The organism is Candidatus Methylomirabilis sp. (genome assembly GCA_036000645.1).
Classification (GTDB): Bacteria; Methylomirabilota; Methylomirabilia; order Methylomirabilales; family JACPAU01; genus JACPAU01.
In genome coordinates this window covers 1-16,583 of the sequence record DASYVA010000220.1, presented here as the reverse complement: position 1 = coordinate 16,583, position 16,583 = coordinate 1, and the positions used below count along the sequence as shown (strand labels likewise).

Genomic DNA, 16,583 nt, shown 5'->3' with positions numbered 1-16,583 from the left:
GGGGGCGGCCGCCGGCGAGGATGCGGGTGACCATCACCCGCGCCGACCTGCAGGGCAAGGTCCGGGAGCGGAAGGCCGGGAATGTCCTCCTCTTCCTGGTGGACGCCTCTTCCTCGATGGGGACCCAGCAGCGGATGCTGGCGACCCAGGGGGCGATCCTCTCCCTGCTGGTGGATGCGTACCAGCGCCGGGACCGGGTGGGTCTGGTGACCTTCCGGGAGAGCTTCGCCGAGATCATCCTCCGGCCCACCTCCAGCATCGAGAAGGCCAAGCGGGCCTTCGAGGGGATCCTGCTGGGCGGCACCACCCCGCTCTCGGCCGGCCTCGTGGCGGCGATGGGCCTGCTGGAGACCGAGCTCCGGAAGAACCGGGACCTGATGCCGCTCTTGATCCTCATTACCGACGGGATGCCCAACATTTCGCTCGGAGACCTGGACCCGGTGGAGGAGGCGATGCTCCTGGGCCGGATGGCCCGGCACCGGCGCATCCCCTCCGTGGTCCTGGACAGCGAGGCGGGCTACACCCGCTCCTTGGCCTACACCTCCCCGGGACGGGCGCGGGAGATCGCGGCCGCCATGGGGGCGCAGTACGTCCCGGTGGCCGACATGACGTACCACTCCATCCTGGAGATCATCGCGCGGCAGGCCCGCGCCGCGGCCGGGTGAGACGAATGGGAGGACGACGATGAGCGAGCAGGACCGACGCGACATGGAGCAGCGCTACGGGGCCCTGGGGAGCGGCGCCACGCACCTGAGCGTGGAGGGGGTCTCCTACGATCTCTTCGCCCTCCTGAAAGTCCTCGGCCTGAACCACGACGACATCCAGCCGATCGATGCCCACCCCCTGGCGACGGAGGAGCACTTCGCCATCCGGTACTTCGACCTGGAGGACCGGATGGTGGTGGCGCACGAGTTCGACGCCACCTTCGGCTACGTCCGGGAGCAGCGGGTCCACATCGCGGAGTGGATGGGCGAGGAGGTCTACCAGAACTTCGGCTGGGGCGTCTGGTGCCCCGTGAACCCCGACTCCTTCGGCGTCTAGCGCGAGTCTAACGAATTGGACCTATGAGTTAGGCCAGCACTAGGGTGCCGGGCCAACGAATTGCGCCTTGCGTTCCAGCGGAGCCGCGGGTGGCGCCGGGCGTGGCCCCCGAGCGACCGGGCCGAGTGGGACCCCCTCCGCCTCCTTGCGCAATGCCGCGCATTGCGGAAGGGGCGGAGCGGGTGACGACGCCCGGGCGCGCAGGGGGCCCGCCGGCGACAGGACCCGCGGCAGAACGGTCCAGCGCCATCGGGCCGGATGACCTGGAGCAGCACTAGGGCTTTGCCTTCCATGGAAGAACACCCACGGATCGACGCCCAGCGACGCTACATCGCGGAGCGGGCCCAGACGCTCGTGGCCCGCCTCCCCGACATGGGGGACGAGGAGCTCCGGTACGGCCTCCGGGTCCTGGCGGACTGCCTGCTCCCCGAGGAGCAGGCCTCCCTCCTCGCCGGGTACAGCGAGCACCTTCCCCTCCCCCAGATCCAGGCCTTCGCGGAGCGGTTCATCCCCCGGTACACCACCCGGGCGCTGGCGGATCTGGAGGCCAAGCGCTTCACCCCCGGGGACCGCCTGGCGGACCTGACCGACGAGGAGCTCCAGAGCATGTCGGGCACGGAGAAGTGGAGCCTCCTGGCGGCCGACCCCTCCGGGCTGAGCCTCCCGCGGCTCCGCCGCGAGCTCGCGCGCCTCTTCATGTGCGGGACCTACGACCTGTTCCACGACACCGGCGCCGCCGAGGCGGCCGTCGAGTTCCCCGTCTACCACCGGCTGCAGGAGGCCCTGACGGGCCTCCCGCCCGACGCGATCACCGGCCTCACCGCCGCGATCCTGCGGGAGGCCGAGCCGCTCGCCGGCGACGACCCCGACCGGGCCGAGGCGGCGCTCCGGATGGCCCAGAGCGCCATCGGGAGGGCGGCCGGGCTCCCGGAGCCCTTCGAGGCCCTCTTCGGCGGGCAGATGGCGAGGCTCCCGCTGGAGACGCCCGACCAGCTCCCCCCGTACATCCCCCCGGAGCTGGCGGAGGGGGTCGGCGGCATGGCGCTCCCGGCGCTTCAGAGCTCGCTCAGGGTCCTGTGCGATCTCATGAGCCTGGAGGAGATCCAGCGCGAGCTCGGGCCGCTGCAGGAGCGCTACGCCTCCCTCGCCGCGATCCCCCGCGAGGCGCTCGTGAAGACCCTGCCCCCCCTGGCCGCCCGCCTGGGGGACCGGCGGCTGACCGATTTCGTGGAGCGCTACCGGAGCGGCCGGCTCTGGGCGCGGCCCGGGCTCTCCCCCCAGGTCTGGCAGCTCCTCCCCTTCGGCCAGAAGTTGGGCCTCCTGGAGGCGGACAACGACGCCATGGACGTGGCCCAGGCCGCCCGCCACCTCTGTAAGGTCTTCTGCTGCCCCCGCTACGAGCTGCTGGCCGACAGCGGCTACCACCTGGAACTCCTCCGCGGGCAGCTCTACCCCTCCATCCTGGACCGCTGCATCCTGGAGTTCGCCCGCCCGCCCCACGAGGAGCGCCTCCGGGACCTCACCCGCTCCGTCACCCGCCTCATGCTGGAGATGGAGGAGGGGGAGGCGGCGCAACGGCCGGAGCGGCTGCTCCGCATCCGCCAGCAGATCGGCGAGGCGCTCGGCCTCCCGGACCATCTGATCCAGCCGAAGGAGAGAGGGGCCTGAGGCAGGCCGCGTGACCGGCCTCCCGGCACCTCCCGGGTTTCTTCCCCTCACGCCGGAGGGCCACATGACGCGCTGGGAATACCAGGACCGGATGGTCATGTTCAAGGAGACGACCGAGGGGCTGTTGAGCAACCTGGATTGGCTCCCGGAGGCGGGCGCCGAGGGGTGGGACGTGGCGGCCGCCGTCCCCCTGATCGCGCCCAACCGGGACGGCGTGGCCTACGGGACAGTGGGGGCGCTCCTGATTCTCAAGCGCCAGGCCCGGGCATGACGCTCGAGGGGGCGAGGGGACTGGAGGCGGAGGCGGCGACGCATGCCGCGGCCGGCCGGCCGGCCGAGGCGGCGGCGGCGGCGCTCGGCGCAGCGGTCCTGTACCAGGAGGCCGGCCTGCTGGTGCAGGCGGCGGCGGCGGCGAGCCAGGCCGTGAACCACCAGGAGGCCGCGGGGGACCGGCCGGGAACCGCCCTGGCACTCTCGCGCCTGGGGCAGATCTACCACCTGCAGGGAGGCTGGGACCGCGCGCTCACCTGCTACAGCGACGCGCTGGCCCACTACGAGGCCCTGGCCGACCAGGAGGGGGTCGCGGGCACCCTGGAGGACCTCGGGGGGGCCTATCAGGGGAAGGGCCAGTACGAGGCCGCCCTGGAGCAGTTCCGCCGGAGCCTGGCCGTGCGCGTCACGCTCCAGGACCGGGAGGGAATCGCCCGCGGCTGGAACAACATCGGCGGGGTATTGGCCCGGCTGGGGAAGGGGGAGGAAGCGGCGCAGGCCTTCCGGGACAGCATGACCCTGCACCGCGAGGCCGGAAGCCGTCTGGGGGAGGCGGTGGCCCTGGGCAACCTCGGCATGCTGGCCCAGCAGGCGGGCCACCTGGCGGAGGCGGAGGAGCACCTCGCCCGGAGCGCCATCCTCCTGGAGGAGGAGGGGGATCCTCTCTTCCGCGCGACCACGCTGAACAGCCTCGGCCTCACCCGGCGGCGGCAGGGGAAGCTTGCGGAGGCCCTGGAGTCGTTCCGGACGGCTGCCGACCTCATGCAGGGACGAGGGGATCACCTCCGGGCCACCGTCGCCCTGTTCAACATGGCCATGGTCCACGAGGAGCTGGGAGACTACCGGGAGGCCCTCCGCCTCCTGGAGGAGGTCATCACGCTCGATCGACGGAGCGGCCACCCGGACCTGAAGCGGGACATGGAGGCCTTCGGGCGGATCCGGGAAAAGTTGGACCTCCAGCGGGACGCGAGGCGGTAGGCGGAATGGAGATCCGGCTCTCCCGGAACGCTGAAGCGAAGCTGCAGCTCCCCTGGGAGGGGGGCGCCTCCCTCACCGCGGAGGCGGTCTGTCGGGCCCTCCTGGAGACCGAGAGCATCGAGGAGGGGCCGGGGCCGCTCCGGACGGCGATCCGGACCCTGGACGGCCGCCGGCGCCTCCGGGTCCTGTTCCGGGACGAGGGGGACGCCCTGACGGTGGTGACCTTTTACCCGAGCCGGAGGGGAACCTGATGCGGCTCCGCTACGACCCGGCGCACGACGTCCTGCTCATCCGGGACGGGGAGGGGGCCATCGATTACGCGGAGGAGATGGGTGCCTTCCTGGTCCACTGCACCGCGGAGGGCCGGCCGGTCCTGCTGGAGCTGTTCGGGGCCGGCGAGTTCCTCCGGCATGCGGGGCGGCTGATAGAGGGGGGCGAGGATGAGCCGGGCGGGACTGGCCCCCAAGCAAACCATCCTGGTGGTGGATGACGATCCCGGGATCCGGGAGGGGCTCCGGGTGGCCCTCCCGTGCCCCGGCACGCAACTTGCTATATACTTGAGGCGTTCGCACCCGCGCCGACCCCGCCGGGAGGTTCCCCGCGGGGTCGTCCCTTCCCGAATGGAGAGCCATCCGAGATGACCAAGCCGATCAGCGCTGGCCAGGTGGCCACGGAGGAGGCCATCCTCCGCCTGATCCTGGACCGGGGGGGCTCGCCCGATGCCGACCTGATCCGGGAGATCATCGCCACCACGCTGAAGCTGGTGGAAGATAAGACCAGCCGAGGCGATCTGAAGATCATCAACTCGGCCCTGAAGGAGATGCGCTACGCCTTCAAGGTCTTTGCCCCCTACCGCCATATCCGGAAGGTCACGATCTTCGGCTCCTCCCGGATCGGCGAGGAGAGCCCCGAGTACTGCCAGGCCCGGGCCTTCGCCCGGGGGGTCGGGGAGGTGGGGTTCATGGTCATCACGGGGGCCGGCGATGGGATCATGAAGGCCGGCCAGGAGGGGGCCGGCCGGGAGCGCTCCTTCGGCGTGAACATCCGGCTCCCCTTCGAGCAGCGGGCCAACAGCATCATCGAGGGGGACGAGAAGCTCATCCAGTTCAAGTATTTCTTCACCCGCAAGCTCATCTTTGCCAAGGAGACGGACGCCATCGCCCTCTTCCCGGGAGGGTTCGGGACCCTCGACGAGGCCTTCGAGATCCTGACGCTTGCTCAGACGGGCAAGAGCCAGCCCTTACCGATCGTCCTCGTGGACGCCCCGGGCGGGAGCTACTGGCGGGAGTGGGAGGGATTTCTCCGGCGGCAGATGCTGGACCGAGGGATGATCTCGCCGCAGGATTTCAACTTGTTCCGGATCACGGACCGGGCGGAGGAGGCGGTAGATGAGGTGGCCGGGTTCTACCGGAATTACCATTCCTCGCGGTACGTGCAGGACGGGCGCCTGGTCATCCGCCACCTGGTCCCGCTCGCCGACGAGATCCTCACCCGCCTGCAGGCCGAGTTCGCCGATATCCTGGTGGACGGAACCATCGAGCGGAACGGCCCGCACCAGGACGAGATGAACGAACCGGAGCTCGCCGACCTGCCCCGCCTGACCCTGCGCTTCAACCGGCGGGACTTCGGGCGGTTGCGCCTCCTCATCGATGCCCTGAATGCCGCGGTGGCGGCGCCGGCCACGGTCGAGGCGGGGGCCGGGCTGCCCCGGCCGGTGGCGCTCCGGGGAAGCGACGGCCTCTCCCACCAGTAATACCAACGACATAAACCGCGTGAAAGACGGTCCGGGTGGCGCCGGATGCCGCCCGACGGCCCCGTAGCGGAGGGGGGGCCCATCGGTTCCTGGCCGATGGGGGGAACCACGGGAGGGTTCCCTCCCGGGGCCCGGGGGCCGGGGGCGGCGCCGGCGCCAGGACCCGGACCGTGTCACGTTCATTCGGTCGTTTGCATTAGCGCCAGATGCCGCGCTTCTCCGCCCTCGCCTGCGCCTCTTTCCCCGCGAGCAGCTCCCGGTAGCGGCGGGCCTGCGGGTCGCGGACCACCCACGCCCAGCCCTCCTCCACGAGCCGCGCGTTGAGGAACGTCCCATCCTCCAGGAAGGCGTAGGCCAGCAGCGCCCCGTCCGCGTCCCGACCCGGCGCCCCCTCGAACTCCAGCCGGAGCGTCTTTCCCGCCACGAGGGCGAAGTGCGCTTCCGCCGCCTCGGCCGCGAACGGTTCCGCCCCCCGGACCGGGTGGTGGACCTGCGGGACCGCGATGCCCAGGTACCGGACGACCTCCCGCCGCCCGCCCCAGCGGACGTGGGCGGTCCCCGCATCTACGACCAGGAGCACCTCGGCAAGCGGGGACGGGTCCGCCGGGAACGCCGGACGGGCGGGAGCGAGAAGGGCGGCTGCGAGGAGAAAGGAGGCGGGCCGGCTCACCCCTTCCCCAGCTCCAGACTGTCCAGCTCCTTCTGGGCCTCGCGGAGGGTCGGGTAGGGGGCGGCGTGGTGGGAATATTCCTGGCGGTGCCGGCAGGCGGGGCACTCCAGGACGTGGATGGTTTCGACGTAGAAGTGCCCGCAGTTCGGGTCCGCCGGGTCATCGGCCAGGCGGATTCGCTCGAAGGCGTCCACCGGCCGCCCCTCGGGCATCACGGCGGTGCACTTCCGGCAGCGCGCGCTCATCAGGGGGTGCAGCCGTCCCCCGGCGACCCGTGGCGGCCGAACGCCGCCCGCCTCCTCAGCGGGAGCACCCGCCCGGCGTCGCCAGGACCGGCAGGCGGGCCTCATCGAGCAGGGCCTGCGTTCCCTGCGTCCGCTCCCGGTCCCGCTCCACCCGGAGGCCGGCGAGGCGGGCCTTCCAGGCGGGCAGCGAGAAGGTCGTCCGGTCAGTGAGGTAGGCGTCGATCATCTCCCGGTAGAAGCGGATCATCCCGCCCACCAGCTCCACCGGGTACTCCCGCCCCTGGACCTTCAGGCAGTGCACCCCCAGGTCCAGCAGCTTCGGGATGTCATCCACCAGGAAGAAGGCGTCGTTCTTCAGGGCGACCTGCTCCTCCCACCTCGTCTCGCCGCTGTACAGGCTCCAGGCTTCCAGGCACACCCGGTAGTCCAGGCCCCCCCGGTTCGGGCTCCCCCGGAACAGGTCCTTCCCGAACTCGTCCACGGCCCGCTCGAACCGGTGGTAGGGCGACATCCAGCACTTCCCCAGGTAGGTGTAGCACTTATTGGCGTGGACGAGGATCTCGATCCCCACCTCCAGGTCGTGCTTGCGGGAAGAAAGCTCCCGGAGGGTCAGCTTGGTATCGGCCACCACCTGGGTGACCCCGATCTCCCGGTAAAACCGGATGTCCTCGTTATTCAGGATGTTGGCGCCGATGCTCGCATGAATGGGGATGCCCGGAAAGCGGCGGGAGACCTCGGCGATGCATCCGACGTCGGTCATGATGAGCCCGTCGATGCCGAGCCCGGCGAGCCGCTCGACCTTGCGGAGGAGGGCGGGGACCTCGCTGCTCTGGGGGTGCGTGTTGAAGGCGGCCCGGAGCCTGGCGGATCCGGCGTGAGCGACCTCCAGACACTGGTGGATCTCCTCGTCGCCCAACTCGTAGGCGTCCCGCCGACGGCTCCAGCCCCGCGGCCCCACGTAGATGGCGTCGGCGCCGTTCGCCACCGCCGCCTCCACCATGGCGACGCTCCCGCCCGGGGCCAAGAGCTCCCCCCGCCACTGCCGCTCGCTCATGCGCCCACCTCTTGGCGGGCCGGGACGTACGCCTGGCCCGACTGTCCGAAGTAGAAGCCATTGCACAGCCCGATCCGGCTGTGCCGCCGGATGACCTCCCACCACGCCTCCGGGAACGCCCCGCCCCCCGCGGCTGCTCCGGTCAGGGCCGCCCGGTAGACCGCCCCCACCTCGGCCCGGTAGGCCGGCCGCTCCGAGAGGGCCGTCAGGCGAAAGGTCCGGTACCCCGCGGCCCAGAGGGCCGGCAGGTGCTCCAGCATACAGACGTCCCGGCCGCTCAGGACCCCCTTCCCCACCGACTTCATGGCCCAGTCTCCCTGCCGCAGATAGAGATCCTGCTGGCAGAGGGAGGGGCACGGGATCCCCCAGGCCTTCTCGTACTCCAGGAGGAAGCAGTAGTCGGAGATGCCGAGGGGCATCTTGCCGTGGACGAGGAGCTCGACCTCGGCCCCGGTGTTTCGCGCCAGAAGCCCGATTTCCTCCAGGCTGAGCTCGTAGTTGGGGGTGAGGCGCCTGGCCCCCGAATCCAGGAGGACCCGCGCCCCGACGTCGGTGTAGACGTTGGCGAAGCCCCCGACGAAGACCGGCAGCCCCGGGCACTCGGTCCGGCAGATCCGGAGGACCCCCAGGTTGTGGGCCTCGACGGCGTCCGCTCCCTCGCGCTCCGCCACCTCCAGGACCCGCCGGATCTGGTCCAGGAAGGAATTTCGGGGGGCCGCATAGGTGGTCACGTAGGCCCTCCGCCCCGCCCCCTTCACCTGTCGGATCGCTTCCGCCAGCTCGTCCACCCGCTCCAGGAAGTTCGCCTCGTAGTCGCGGCAGTACGGGTTCCCGAGGTAGAGGGCATCGTAGGGGGTCAGGTCGGAGGACTGGAGGTCCCGCCGGTTGGAGATGTCGGTGTTGAGCTCGAAGGGGGGCATGCGCGTCTCCGGCTAGCGGCCCACCGCCGTCCAGTGGGCGGGTAAGGGGGCGGGGGCGGCCGCCACCGGGTCGCCGCGGAGCGCGGCGTCCAGCCCCTCGCGGTAGCGCCGGGTGAGGGCATAGACCGCCTCGGCCGGCAGGCTCCGTCCCTGCAGCTTGAGGACATCCACGCCGGCGGCCAGGTAGGCGGGCAGGTCGGCCACGCGGGAGAACTGGCGGCTGGGGAAGATCCCATCCCCCCAGACCTCCCCCTCCTTCTCCAGGCGCCAGGGCTGCTGGCAGACCCTGGAGCAGACCCCCGCCCCGCCCCGCTTCACGCTCCCCAGGAGGCGCTGACCGTCCCCGGGCGCATCCGGGAGGGGCCGCGGCTGGAGGCGCAGGTAGGAGGGCATGAGGCAGCGCCCCAGGAGGATGAACTCCTCCACCATGTGGATCATCACTTCGATCTGGAGGCGGGTGTGTCGCCGGACGACCGCCACCTCCTCCGGCCCGAGCACCGCCGGGAAGACGACGCACGTGGCGCCGGCGGCCTCGTAAAAGGCGGCGTCGGCCCAGGAGAGGGCCCCGCACCCGATGCTGGCGGTCACGGGGAGCGCCGGCAGGCGCCGGCGGATGGCGCTGAGCAGGCCGAGGTCATTGACGATGACCCCGGCCACCCCCCACGCCGCCACCTCCGCCACCCGCTCGATGAGGAAGGCCCGCTCGGCCGGCTTCGGGATGGTATTGCAGGCGACCTGGACCGTCCGTCGGTGCCGGGCGGCCTCGGCCAGAACTCCCCGCAGTTCCTCGGCGGTCAGCTCCCCCCGCCCGCCCCCCCGGCTCCAGCCCTTCAGGCCCACGTAGATTGCGTCGGCACCGGCGGCCAGGGCGGCCGCCGCCGCCTCTGGACTCCCGGCCGGGGCGAGGAGGATCGGGGGGGAGAGCGTCACCATTGGCATGGGGCTGGCCTTGGAAAGTGTTCCTTATGCTCGCACGCGCGACCGGTCGCCGCAAGGACAAAGGTGGGGCCCGACCCCCAGGGCCCGGGCTCCCTCCGCTCTCCCGGGGCGGCGCCGTGGTCTTACTTCGCCTTCTGGGCCTCCTGCTGCCGGAGGATCCGCCGGAGGAGCTTGCCGGTGCCGGGTCCCCCCGGGCCGGGGGCGCGCGGCAGCTGCGAGACGAACGCCACCTCCCGGGGGAGCTTGTAGACGGCGATCTTCCCCCGGCAGAACTCGATCAGCTCTTTCTCGAGGGCCTCCGTTCCCTGCCCCCCGGGCTTCAGGACGACGAAGGCCTTGGTCATCTGGCCCATGACCGGATCCGGCACCCCCACCACGCAGGCGTCGGCCACCGCGGGATGGGTCACCAGCGCATCCTCGATCTCCTCGGGGCCGATCCGGTAGCCGCTGCTCTTGATGAGGTCGTCCTCCCGGGCGAGAAACCAGATGTAACCGTCCTCGTCCATGCTGACCATGTCCCCGGCCCGGCACCAGCCGTCCCGGACGGCGCTCTTCTGCTTCTCGGGATCGCGCCAGTAGACGGTTCCCGTGGGTCCCCGGGCGATGAGCTGGCCCGTCTCCCCCCCCTTGCAGTCCTTCCCGTGCTCGTCCACGACCCGGACCTCGTACCCCGGAATGGCCGGGCCGATGGAGCCGGGCTTGACCTTCCGGGTGGCGGCGCTTGAGATGAAGACGAACATCATCTCGGTGGTCCCCAGCCCCTCGTAAATCTCCAGGCCGAACTTCGCCTTCCAGTCGTGGTAGGTCTTCGCGGTGAGGGACTCGCCGCCGCCGGTGCAGGTCTTGAGGGTGGAGAGGTCGTACTTCTTCTCGGCATCGGGGACCTGCAGGAGTTTCCGGTAGGCGGTGGGGAGGGCCGAGAGGATCGTGACCTTGTGGTTCTGGATGGTCTCGAAGAGGCCCTCGGGGGTGAAGCGGGCGAAGATGGAGACGGCCGCGCCGAAGCGGTAGGGGATGGTCGCCACGGCGGAGTAGCCCGCGGCCATGGCGATGGGGGCGGCGCTGCAGATGACATCCTGCTCCCGCACCCGCCAGCAGGACTTGCCGAAGCCGTCGGGGATGATCAGCGCCTCCTCGTTGAAGTGGGCCGTCCCCTTGGGGAGGCCGGTGGTGCCGGAGGTGTACAGCAGGACCGAGACGTCCATCCGATCCCGCCGGACCGGGCTGCACTCCGGCTTGCCCCCGTCCACCAGCTCCTGGTAGAGGAGGTACCCCTTCTGCTTGGCCGCGGCCTGCTGCTCCGGCGTGCCCCCGACCACGATGACGTGCTTCAGCGTCTTGAGCTCAGCCTTGGCCTTCTCCAGCTCCTCCAGCATGGCCGCCGCCGCGAAGACCGCCTTCACCTCGGCATTGTTGAACACGTGGGCGATCTCGGCCCGGGAGAAGAGGGCCGACGTCGGCACGAGGATCCCGCCGATCCTCAGGACGGCGAAGTTGCTGACGATGGCGGGTGGGATGTTGGGCATCCGGAGGGCCACCCGGTCCGCCTCTTCGATCCCCAGGGCCTGGAGGCTGGAGGCCAGCCGGTTCGCCATCCCCAGCAGGGCCTTGTAGGGGATCTTCTTGTCCTCGAAGAGGAGGGCGGGCCGGTCACCCTTCCCGGCGGCGACCGTCTTGTCGAGCAGCTCCTCGGTGCTGTTGAACTTCTGCGGGTAGCCCTTGTACTCTGGCAGCGTGTAGATGCGGGTCGGCCAGAGCTCCTTGGGCGGCAGGGTTCCGTCCGGGATTCTCGCCATCTGCCCTCCCCTCCTCCGGGGCCAGTGCCCCTACTTCTTCAGCAGCATCTCGATGGCCTCCACGACGCCCACCAGCTTGTTCAGGTCCCGATCCATGCGGGGGAAGACCTCGCTGGGATAGCGGTCGCCCTCCTTCTCGAAGACCAGGAGGGCGGGGACGGTCTTCCCGAAGTCCTCCTCCAGCCCCCCCTTCGCCCCGAACACCGCTCGTTTGGCGGACGAGGGACCGGTGACCGCCGCGTTGTAGGTCATGAAGATGCTGCCGGTGTGACCGGCCAGATCCGTGGCCTTCGCCGTGACGCCCTTCTGCTCCAGCTGCTTCAGGAGCGCCAGCGCCTTCGTGGTGTCGCAGGGGAACTGGGCTCCCGGCGCGTCCTTGCTGCTGTAATAAAACTCGACCTTCATCGCGCTGCTCCTCCTTTCTGGGAGGCAGGGCAAGAGGGGTGATCCCCGGCCGAGCAGCCGAGGGGCCGAGCCTAACACGCGGCCGCGCCGGGCGTCAACGGGCCGCCCCGGCCCCAAAGACGCCAACGGCCGCCCGGAGGCGGCCGTGGCTTCTCAGGCTCCCGCGGCGAGGCCGGGGGAGGCTACTTCTTCTCGTGATAGTCGCACTGCGTCGGGACCCCGCTCTTGGGGATGTTCACGGCGTAGGGCCACTCGATCTTCACGCACTGGCCGATGTACGCCTGCTGGATGAAGGGGTCCAGAGCGGGATTCATGTGCTTACAGTCGTGACACACACCTTGGGCCATACCTCACGCCTCCTTTCGGCACCACGCGGGTTGCCGCGCCCGGGGCGGGCGGCTGCCCGCCCGCCCCCGCTGTGGGCGCGGGCTCACTTGTAGGGCCGCCCCTCCAGAATGAACCGCGGCCGGCTCCCGACCAGATCTTCGGCGGCCAGGGGGCCCGCCGAGACCAGGTTGCCCCGGACGTTCTTGTAGGTCGGCCCGTGCTTCACGTCCGGGGGCCGCGCGTAGGCCGGGGGGCTCACCTTATCCTGGGTCCGGTAGTCGGTCTTGTAGTCCTTGCTCTGGGCGTAGCCGGGGAGCTTGTCCGGCTTCCCCTCCGCCGGCTGCGTCTTGACCCGCTGGCCGTTGTCCATCTCGATGTAGGAGACGGCGTCGCAGCCGGCGCACTTGGTCTTCCCCTTGAAGAACCAGAAGGAGAAGGGGTCCAGGTAGTTGATGGTGTTACACTTGTCGCATTCCAGGAGCAGCGAGAATCCTGCCATCCGGCTACCCTCCTCTGCCGACTAGATGATCGCGTCGGCCTCCAGCTGGGCGATCTTGGTCTTGGAAAAGCCGCAGAGCTTGCCGAGGATGTACTCGTTGTCGGCCCCCACCGGCTTGAAGACCCACTTGTGCCGGGCCGGCGTCTCCGACATCTTGTAGGGCAGGCCCTGGCTGAACACGTCCCCGAAGGTGGGGTCGTCGATCCAGTGAGCGTCGCCCCGCAGGAGGAAGTGCTCGTTGGTGGAGACCTCCTTGTTGTTCCACACCGGCTGGGAGTTGATGCCGGCCTTCTGCAGGATCTCCCAGACCTGCTCCTTGGTCTTGTCCTTCGCCCACTCCTCGATGGCCGGGTAGATCTCCTCCTGGGCCTCCGCCTTGACCCGGTCGGGGTGCCTGGCGTACTTGCGACCCAGCTCGGTCTTGCCGATCACCTGGCAGAGCTTGGCGAAGGCCTCGTCCGTGTAGGCGCTGACCAGAATGAAGCCCTCCTCCAGCTCCTGGGGGTTCCGGGAGTTGGGATAGGAGGACTTCCCGCACTTGATGATCCCGTGCACCGAGAGGAGCACGTCCCAGTTCCCCCACCGCTGCCCCACGATCCCGTACTTCCCGTACAGGGCGATGACGTCGGAGAGGTGCCGCTGGGCGCCCTGGACCTGGGAGTACTCCATGAAGTTGCCGAGGCCGCTGATGTTGTCCCGCCAGTACAGGCAGGCGATGATCTGGAACGCGGCCATCAGGCCCCCCCAGTAATCCATGATCCAGATGGTGTGCTTGGACGGCAGGCCGCCCCGCTTCACCGGCCACCCGGTGACGGAGAAGCAGCCCCCCTGGGCCTGGCCCAGGATGTCGTAGGAGGCCCGCTTGCGGCCCGGGCCCCAGCCGCCGAACCCGCCCAGCCACTGGTAAATCAGCCGGGGGTTGATCTGGGAAAGCTGCCGGTAGCCGATGCCCCAGCGGTCGAACGTCCCGGCGCGGTAGTTCTCCACCTGGGCGTCCGACTTTGCCGCCAGCATCTTCATGATCTCGACGCCTTCCGGCTTGTGGAAGTCCACGGAGAGGAAGTACTCGTTGTGGTTGGCCCCGAAGAACCCGAGCCCGGTCCCCATGTTGGGCATCCACCGGGAGAGGGGGTAGAGCTTGGGCTCGTTGAAGGGGGTCGTGTGCCGCATCGGCTCGCCGCGGCGCGGCAGCTCGACCTTGATCACCTCCGCCCCCAGTTCGGCCAGGTAGTTCGCGCAGGAGGGCCCGAGGATGTACTGGGTGCAGGAGAGCACCCGGTACCCCTTCAGGGCCTCCGGCTTCGAGAAGATCTTCTTGGTGTCGAAGACGTCCCGACAATACTCCTCGAACCCCATCCTCTCGGCCGCCATCAAATCACCCCCTTCTTCTTCAGGCCGTCCATGTCCGCCTTGGTCAATCCCAGGAGCCGGCGGTACACGTCCTCGTTGTCGAACCCGGTCGGCCGGCCGATCCACTTCACGCGGCCCGGGGTCCGGTGCCCGAGGAAGGCCGACGACCCGATGAGCACACTCCCGTACAGGTTGTCGTCAATGATCTCCATGTGCCCGCGGTACTTGTAGTGGGGGAACTCGCACACTTCGTCCATGAACGACACGCCGCCCGAGGCCACCTCCTCCGCCTGCAGCTTCGTCTCCGCCTCGGACCGGGTGTTGTCCTTCATCCACTCGCACAGGCTCGTGTAGGTCTGGACCTGCTTGTAGTGGGGCAGGCGGCCCGTCACTTCGCGGAGGCTCGGATCCTCGACGATGTGCTGCTCGACCGCCGGCTGGTCCTTCCCGACCGTCCGCCAGATCCGGTACCAGAGGCGGTCATGCCCGCCGCCCACCATGATCTGGCCGTCCTTGCAGGGATTCACCGCGTAAATATTGATCGCCAGGTCCCAGTTGCCGTACCGGGGCCGGATCGAGCCGTCCACCCCGTACCAGCCCCAGTTGTAGTCCAGGATCCGGATGACTCCCGCAGCTCCCGTGGACTCCACGAACTGCCCACGGCCGGAGACCCGCTCCCGGTAGTGCAGGCCGGCCATGATCCCGATGGCCGCGGTCGTACCGCCCACCTGGTCGCACATCCACCAGCCGGACCGGGTCGGGGTCCCGCCGAACGCGGAGGGGGCGCCGGTCCCGTGGACGAACCCGCAGGCGGCCTGGGCCGTGGGGTCCAGGTTCCCGGGCTTGTCCTTCAGGGGGCCCCACTGCCCCAGCTGACCCACCCAGCAGTACACCAGGCGGGGGTTGAGCTCGGAGAGCTGCCGGTAGCCGATCCCCTTGGCGTCATAGTCGCCGGGAGGGGCGTTCTCGATGAGCACGTCGGCCTGGACCGCCAGCTTCTTGAGGATCTCGCGCCCCTCGGCGGACTCCAGGTTCAGCGTGATGGACTGCTTGCTGCGGGCCTCGGCCAGGAAACGGGCCCCGACCTTCTCGTGGGTGACGTTATCCTCGAACATGTACTCCTGGCGGCCGAACGGGGTCAGCTTCCGGAGGGGATCCCCCCCGGGCGGTTCCACCATGATCACCTCGGCCCCCAGCTCGGAGAGGAGCGAGGAGCACCAGTGGCCGATGATCATGTTGGCGGTGCAGTCGAGGACCCGGACGGTGCTGAGGGCCTCCGGCTTCTTGAAGTTCTCGCTCTGCCGGACGATGGACTCCAGGTACAGCGCGTACTCCTTGGCCTTGTCGCTCTCCCCCTTGTAGACCTCATCCGGAGTAGGGGTCGGAACGGCCGGCCATGGCAAGACCGGGATGGTCGGCTTCCGTTTGTCTGCCATGCGAACATCCCTCCGTGCTGACGAGTGAACGTTGCGGGTCACCTACGCTCCAGGTCCGCTCTCCCATTCACCTCCTTCGTTCCGACAAACAGGGTCATCGCTTCCCGCCAGGGCCACCCGCAGCGGTGCCCCGGCTCCTGCGGCTCCCGTGCGCTCAGGCCGGGGCGGCCGCGGCCACCTCGTAGCCCAGGCGCTGGGAGATCCTCATGCCGGCTTCCTTGACCAGCGGGACCAGTTCCGACTCGATCCGCTCCAGGGAGAACCGGGAGACCGGGCCCGACAGGCCCACCCCGGCCACCACGCGATGGGAGTAGTCCCGGACCGGGGCGGCGACGCACCGGACCCCGTACTCCAGCTCCTCGTTATCCACGGCGAACCCGAGCCGGGCCACCTCCCGGAGGTGGTCCAGCAGGGCATCCGGGGAATAGATCGTGTGCTCCGTGTACTTGCGGAGGGGATACTCCCGGAAGAGCCGCACCAGCCGGTCGGCCGACTCGAAGGCAAGCTGCACTTTCCCGGAGGCGGTGCAGTACGCCGGGAGGCGGTGGCCGAGGCGGGGGACGACGCGGACCGTCTGGGAGGTCTCGTGCATGAGGACGTAGACGACCTCGGCCCCGTCGGTGACCCCGAGATAGGCCGTCTCGTTGGAGCGGTTCACGAGCTCCTCCAGGATGGGACGCGCCTGGCGCCGCAGCCCCAGGTGGTAGAGGAAGACGTTGGCAACTTCGAAGGTCTTGAGCCCCAGGCGGTAGTTCCCGGTCTTCTTGTCCTGCTCGATGTAGCCCCGCACCTCCAGAGTGGCCAGGAGGCGGAAGACGTTGTTCTTGTGCAGGTGCAGCTTATGAGACAGCTCCGTAACACCCAGCTCTTCTTTGCTGTAGTTAAAGGCCTCCAGGATGTCGAGGGCACGGTCAACGGATTGGACGACGTACGCGGACTTCTCTCTCCTCCGATGTTCCATGGGGACGCCGACGCACCCGAGCCTGCGAACTGGTCAGAGGAGAAAAAGCTCCCCCGGTGCAGTAAGAACACCGCAAGGAAGCACGATCAGGATTCGGTCACGAACGGGAAGGTCGGGCCACCGGCTGATACCCGTGGACCTCGGAATCTAAAATTTCGTTTGATTTCTGTCAAGTAAAATTTTTTCGGCACCCCGGCGGGGCCCGGCTCCCCCCTGCGGACCTCGACGCAGAAGGGAGTTTCCCGGTTCGGCGCACGCGATGCCCGGTCCG

Annotated in this window: 20 protein-coding genes; 8 read left to right on the top strand and 12 right to left on the bottom strand. The window is 69.5% G+C overall.

Annotation, left to right across the window (positions count from 1 at the left end):
• The 8 genes from VGT06_12545 to VGT06_12510 form a co-directional block, all read left to right on the top strand.
• The coding region (locus VGT06_12545; GenBank protein ID HEV8663948.1) for a VWA domain-containing protein at positions 1-665 on the top strand (665 nt) is incomplete at its 5' end.
• Between the two features lie 19 nt (positions 666-684).
• Positions 685-1,041, top strand: a complete 357-nt coding sequence (locus tag VGT06_12540) for a hypothetical protein (GenBank protein ID HEV8663947.1) — start codon at positions 685-687, stop codon at positions 1,039-1,041.
• A 291-nt stretch (positions 1,042-1,332) separates the two neighbouring features.
• Entirely contained in the window at positions 1,333-2,709 is a 1,377-nt protein-coding gene (locus VGT06_12535; protein ID HEV8663946.1) for a hypothetical protein, read from the top strand.
• A 64-nt stretch (positions 2,710-2,773) separates the two neighbouring features.
• The gene (locus VGT06_12530) at positions 2,774-2,980 is read left to right on the top strand and encodes a hypothetical protein (protein ID HEV8663945.1); all 207 of its coding nucleotides are present in this window, start codon (positions 2,774-2,776) and stop codon (positions 2,978-2,980) included.
• Positions 2,977-3,957: a tetratricopeptide repeat protein gene (locus tag VGT06_12525; protein ID HEV8663944.1), complete on the top strand. Its 981-nt coding sequence runs from the start codon at positions 2,977-2,979 to the stop codon at positions 3,955-3,957. Before VGT06_12530 ends, VGT06_12525 begins: the two co-directional genes overlap by 4 nt.
• Before the next feature lie 5 nt (positions 3,958-3,962).
• On the top strand, positions 3,963-4,208 hold the full coding sequence (locus tag VGT06_12520; GenBank protein HEV8663943.1) for a hypothetical protein: 246 nt from the start codon (positions 3,963-3,965) through the stop codon (positions 4,206-4,208).
• A complete protein-coding gene (locus VGT06_12515) occupies positions 4,208-4,447 on the top strand; it encodes a DUF2283 domain-containing protein (protein ID HEV8663942.1) in 240 nt (79 codons plus the stop codon). Before VGT06_12520 ends, VGT06_12515 begins: the two co-directional genes overlap by 1 nt.
• A gap of 147 nt (positions 4,448-4,594) precedes the next feature.
• Positions 4,595-5,710, top strand: coding sequence for a TIGR00730 family Rossman fold protein (locus VGT06_12510; protein ID HEV8663941.1), 1,116 nt, complete (start codon positions 4,595-4,597; stop codon positions 5,708-5,710).
• A 196-nt stretch (positions 5,711-5,906) separates the two neighbouring features.
• On the opposite strand, the gene VGT06_12505 is transcribed toward VGT06_12510, so the two are convergent.
• From VGT06_12505 to VGT06_12450, 12 genes are all read right to left on the bottom strand, one after another.
• A complete protein-coding gene (locus VGT06_12505; GenBank protein ID HEV8663940.1) occupies positions 5,907-6,380 on the bottom strand; it encodes a thermonuclease family protein in 474 nt (157 codons plus the stop codon).
• Positions 6,377-6,625, bottom strand: coding sequence for a hypothetical protein (locus tag VGT06_12500; protein HEV8663939.1), 249 nt, complete (start codon positions 6,623-6,625; stop codon positions 6,377-6,379). The genes VGT06_12505 and VGT06_12500 overlap by 4 nt, the downstream gene beginning before the upstream one ends.
• Before the next feature lie 55 nt (positions 6,626-6,680).
• Entirely contained in the window at positions 6,681-7,679 is a 999-nt protein-coding gene (locus VGT06_12495) for a peptidase U32 family protein (protein HEV8663938.1), read from the bottom strand.
• Positions 7,676-8,599 (bottom strand): peptidase U32 family protein, encoded by a 924-nt coding sequence (locus VGT06_12490; GenBank protein HEV8663937.1) that lies wholly within the window; start codon positions 8,597-8,599, stop codon positions 7,676-7,678. The genes VGT06_12495 and VGT06_12490 overlap by 4 nt, the downstream gene beginning before the upstream one ends.
• A 12-nt stretch (positions 8,600-8,611) precedes the next feature.
• Positions 8,612-9,538 (bottom strand): peptidase U32 family protein, encoded by a 927-nt coding sequence (locus tag VGT06_12485; protein HEV8663936.1) that lies wholly within the window; start codon positions 9,536-9,538, stop codon positions 8,612-8,614.
• Between the two features lie 122 nt (positions 9,539-9,660).
• Positions 9,661-11,334, bottom strand: coding sequence for an acyl-CoA synthetase (locus VGT06_12480; GenBank protein ID HEV8663935.1), 1,674 nt, complete (start codon positions 11,332-11,334; stop codon positions 9,661-9,663).
• Positions 11,335-11,364: 30 nt separating this feature from the next.
• Entirely contained in the window at positions 11,365-11,739 is a 375-nt protein-coding gene (locus VGT06_12475) for a hypothetical protein (protein ID HEV8663934.1), read from the bottom strand.
• A 182-nt stretch (positions 11,740-11,921) separates the two neighbouring features.
• A complete protein-coding gene (locus VGT06_12470; protein ID HEV8663933.1) occupies positions 11,922-12,086 on the bottom strand; it encodes a hypothetical protein in 165 nt (54 codons plus the stop codon).
• An 83-nt stretch (positions 12,087-12,169) separates the two neighbouring features.
• The gene (locus tag VGT06_12465) at positions 12,170-12,565 is read right to left on the bottom strand and encodes a hypothetical protein (protein HEV8663932.1); all 396 of its coding nucleotides are present in this window, start codon (positions 12,563-12,565) and stop codon (positions 12,170-12,172) included.
• Between the two features lie 21 nt (positions 12,566-12,586).
• Positions 12,587-13,936 carry a CoA transferase gene (locus VGT06_12460; protein HEV8663931.1) on the bottom strand — a complete coding sequence of 450 codons (1,350 nt, stop codon included), beginning with the start codon at positions 13,934-13,936 and terminating at the stop codon, positions 12,587-12,589.
• Positions 13,936-15,351: a CoA transferase gene (locus VGT06_12455; GenBank protein HEV8663930.1), complete on the bottom strand. Its 1,416-nt coding sequence runs from the start codon at positions 15,349-15,351 to the stop codon at positions 13,936-13,938. The genes VGT06_12460 and VGT06_12455 overlap by 1 nt, the downstream gene beginning before the upstream one ends.
• 154 nt (positions 15,352-15,505) lie before the next feature.
• Positions 15,506-16,312, bottom strand: coding sequence for an IclR family transcriptional regulator (locus VGT06_12450; GenBank protein HEV8663929.1), 807 nt, complete (start codon positions 16,310-16,312; stop codon positions 15,506-15,508).
• Positions 16,313-16,583: the final 271 nt, after the last annotated feature.

Excerpts from the sequence above, each read along its gene's own strand:
- VGT06_12515 (HEV8663942.1), top strand. The coding sequence starts at position 4,208 with ATGCGGCTCCGCTACGACCCGGCGCACGACGTCCTGCTCATCCGGGAC.
- VGT06_12480 (HEV8663935.1), bottom strand. The coding sequence starts at position 11,334 with ATGGCGAGAATCCCGGACGGAACCCTGCCGCCCAAGGAGCTCTGGCCG.
- VGT06_12450 (HEV8663929.1), bottom strand. The coding sequence starts at position 16,312 with ATGGAACATCGGAGGAGAGAGAAGTCCGCGTACGTCGTCCAATCCGTT.
- VGT06_12485 (HEV8663936.1), bottom strand. The coding sequence starts at position 9,538 with ATGCCAATGGTGACGCTCTCCCCCCCGATCCTCCTCGCCCCGGCCGGG.
- VGT06_12535 (HEV8663946.1), top strand. The coding sequence starts at position 1,333 with ATGGAAGAACACCCACGGATCGACGCCCAGCGACGCTACATCGCGGAG.
- VGT06_12465 (HEV8663932.1), bottom strand. The coding sequence starts at position 12,565 with ATGGCAGGATTCTCGCTGCTCCTGGAATGCGACAAGTGTAACACCATC.
- VGT06_12530 (HEV8663945.1), top strand. The coding sequence starts at position 2,774 with ATGACGCGCTGGGAATACCAGGACCGGATGGTCATGTTCAAGGAGACG.
- VGT06_12510 (HEV8663941.1), top strand. The coding sequence starts at position 4,595 with ATGACCAAGCCGATCAGCGCTGGCCAGGTGGCCACGGAGGAGGCCATC.
- VGT06_12490 (HEV8663937.1), bottom strand. The coding sequence starts at position 8,599 with ATGCCCCCCTTCGAGCTCAACACCGACATCTCCAACCGGCGGGACCTC.
- VGT06_12475 (HEV8663934.1), bottom strand. The coding sequence starts at position 11,739 with ATGAAGGTCGAGTTTTATTACAGCAGCAAGGACGCGCCGGGAGCCCAG.
- VGT06_12455 (HEV8663930.1), bottom strand. The coding sequence starts at position 15,351 with ATGGCAGACAAACGGAAGCCGACCATCCCGGTCTTGCCATGGCCGGCC.
- VGT06_12470 (HEV8663933.1), bottom strand. The coding sequence starts at position 12,086 with ATGGCCCAAGGTGTGTGTCACGACTGTAAGCACATGAATCCCGCTCTG.
- VGT06_12520 (HEV8663943.1), top strand. The coding sequence starts at position 3,963 with ATGGAGATCCGGCTCTCCCGGAACGCTGAAGCGAAGCTGCAGCTCCCC.
- VGT06_12460 (HEV8663931.1), bottom strand. The coding sequence starts at position 13,936 with ATGGCGGCCGAGAGGATGGGGTTCGAGGAGTATTGTCGGGACGTCTTC.
- VGT06_12525 (HEV8663944.1), top strand. The coding sequence starts at position 2,977 with ATGACGCTCGAGGGGGCGAGGGGACTGGAGGCGGAGGCGGCGACGCAT.
- VGT06_12540 (HEV8663947.1), top strand. The coding sequence starts at position 685 with ATGAGCGAGCAGGACCGACGCGACATGGAGCAGCGCTACGGGGCCCTG.
- VGT06_12500 (HEV8663939.1), bottom strand. The coding sequence starts at position 6,625 with ATGAGCGCGCGCTGCCGGAAGTGCACCGCCGTGATGCCCGAGGGGCGG.
- VGT06_12495 (HEV8663938.1), bottom strand. The coding sequence starts at position 7,679 with ATGAGCGAGCGGCAGTGGCGGGGGGAGCTCTTGGCCCCGGGCGGGAGC.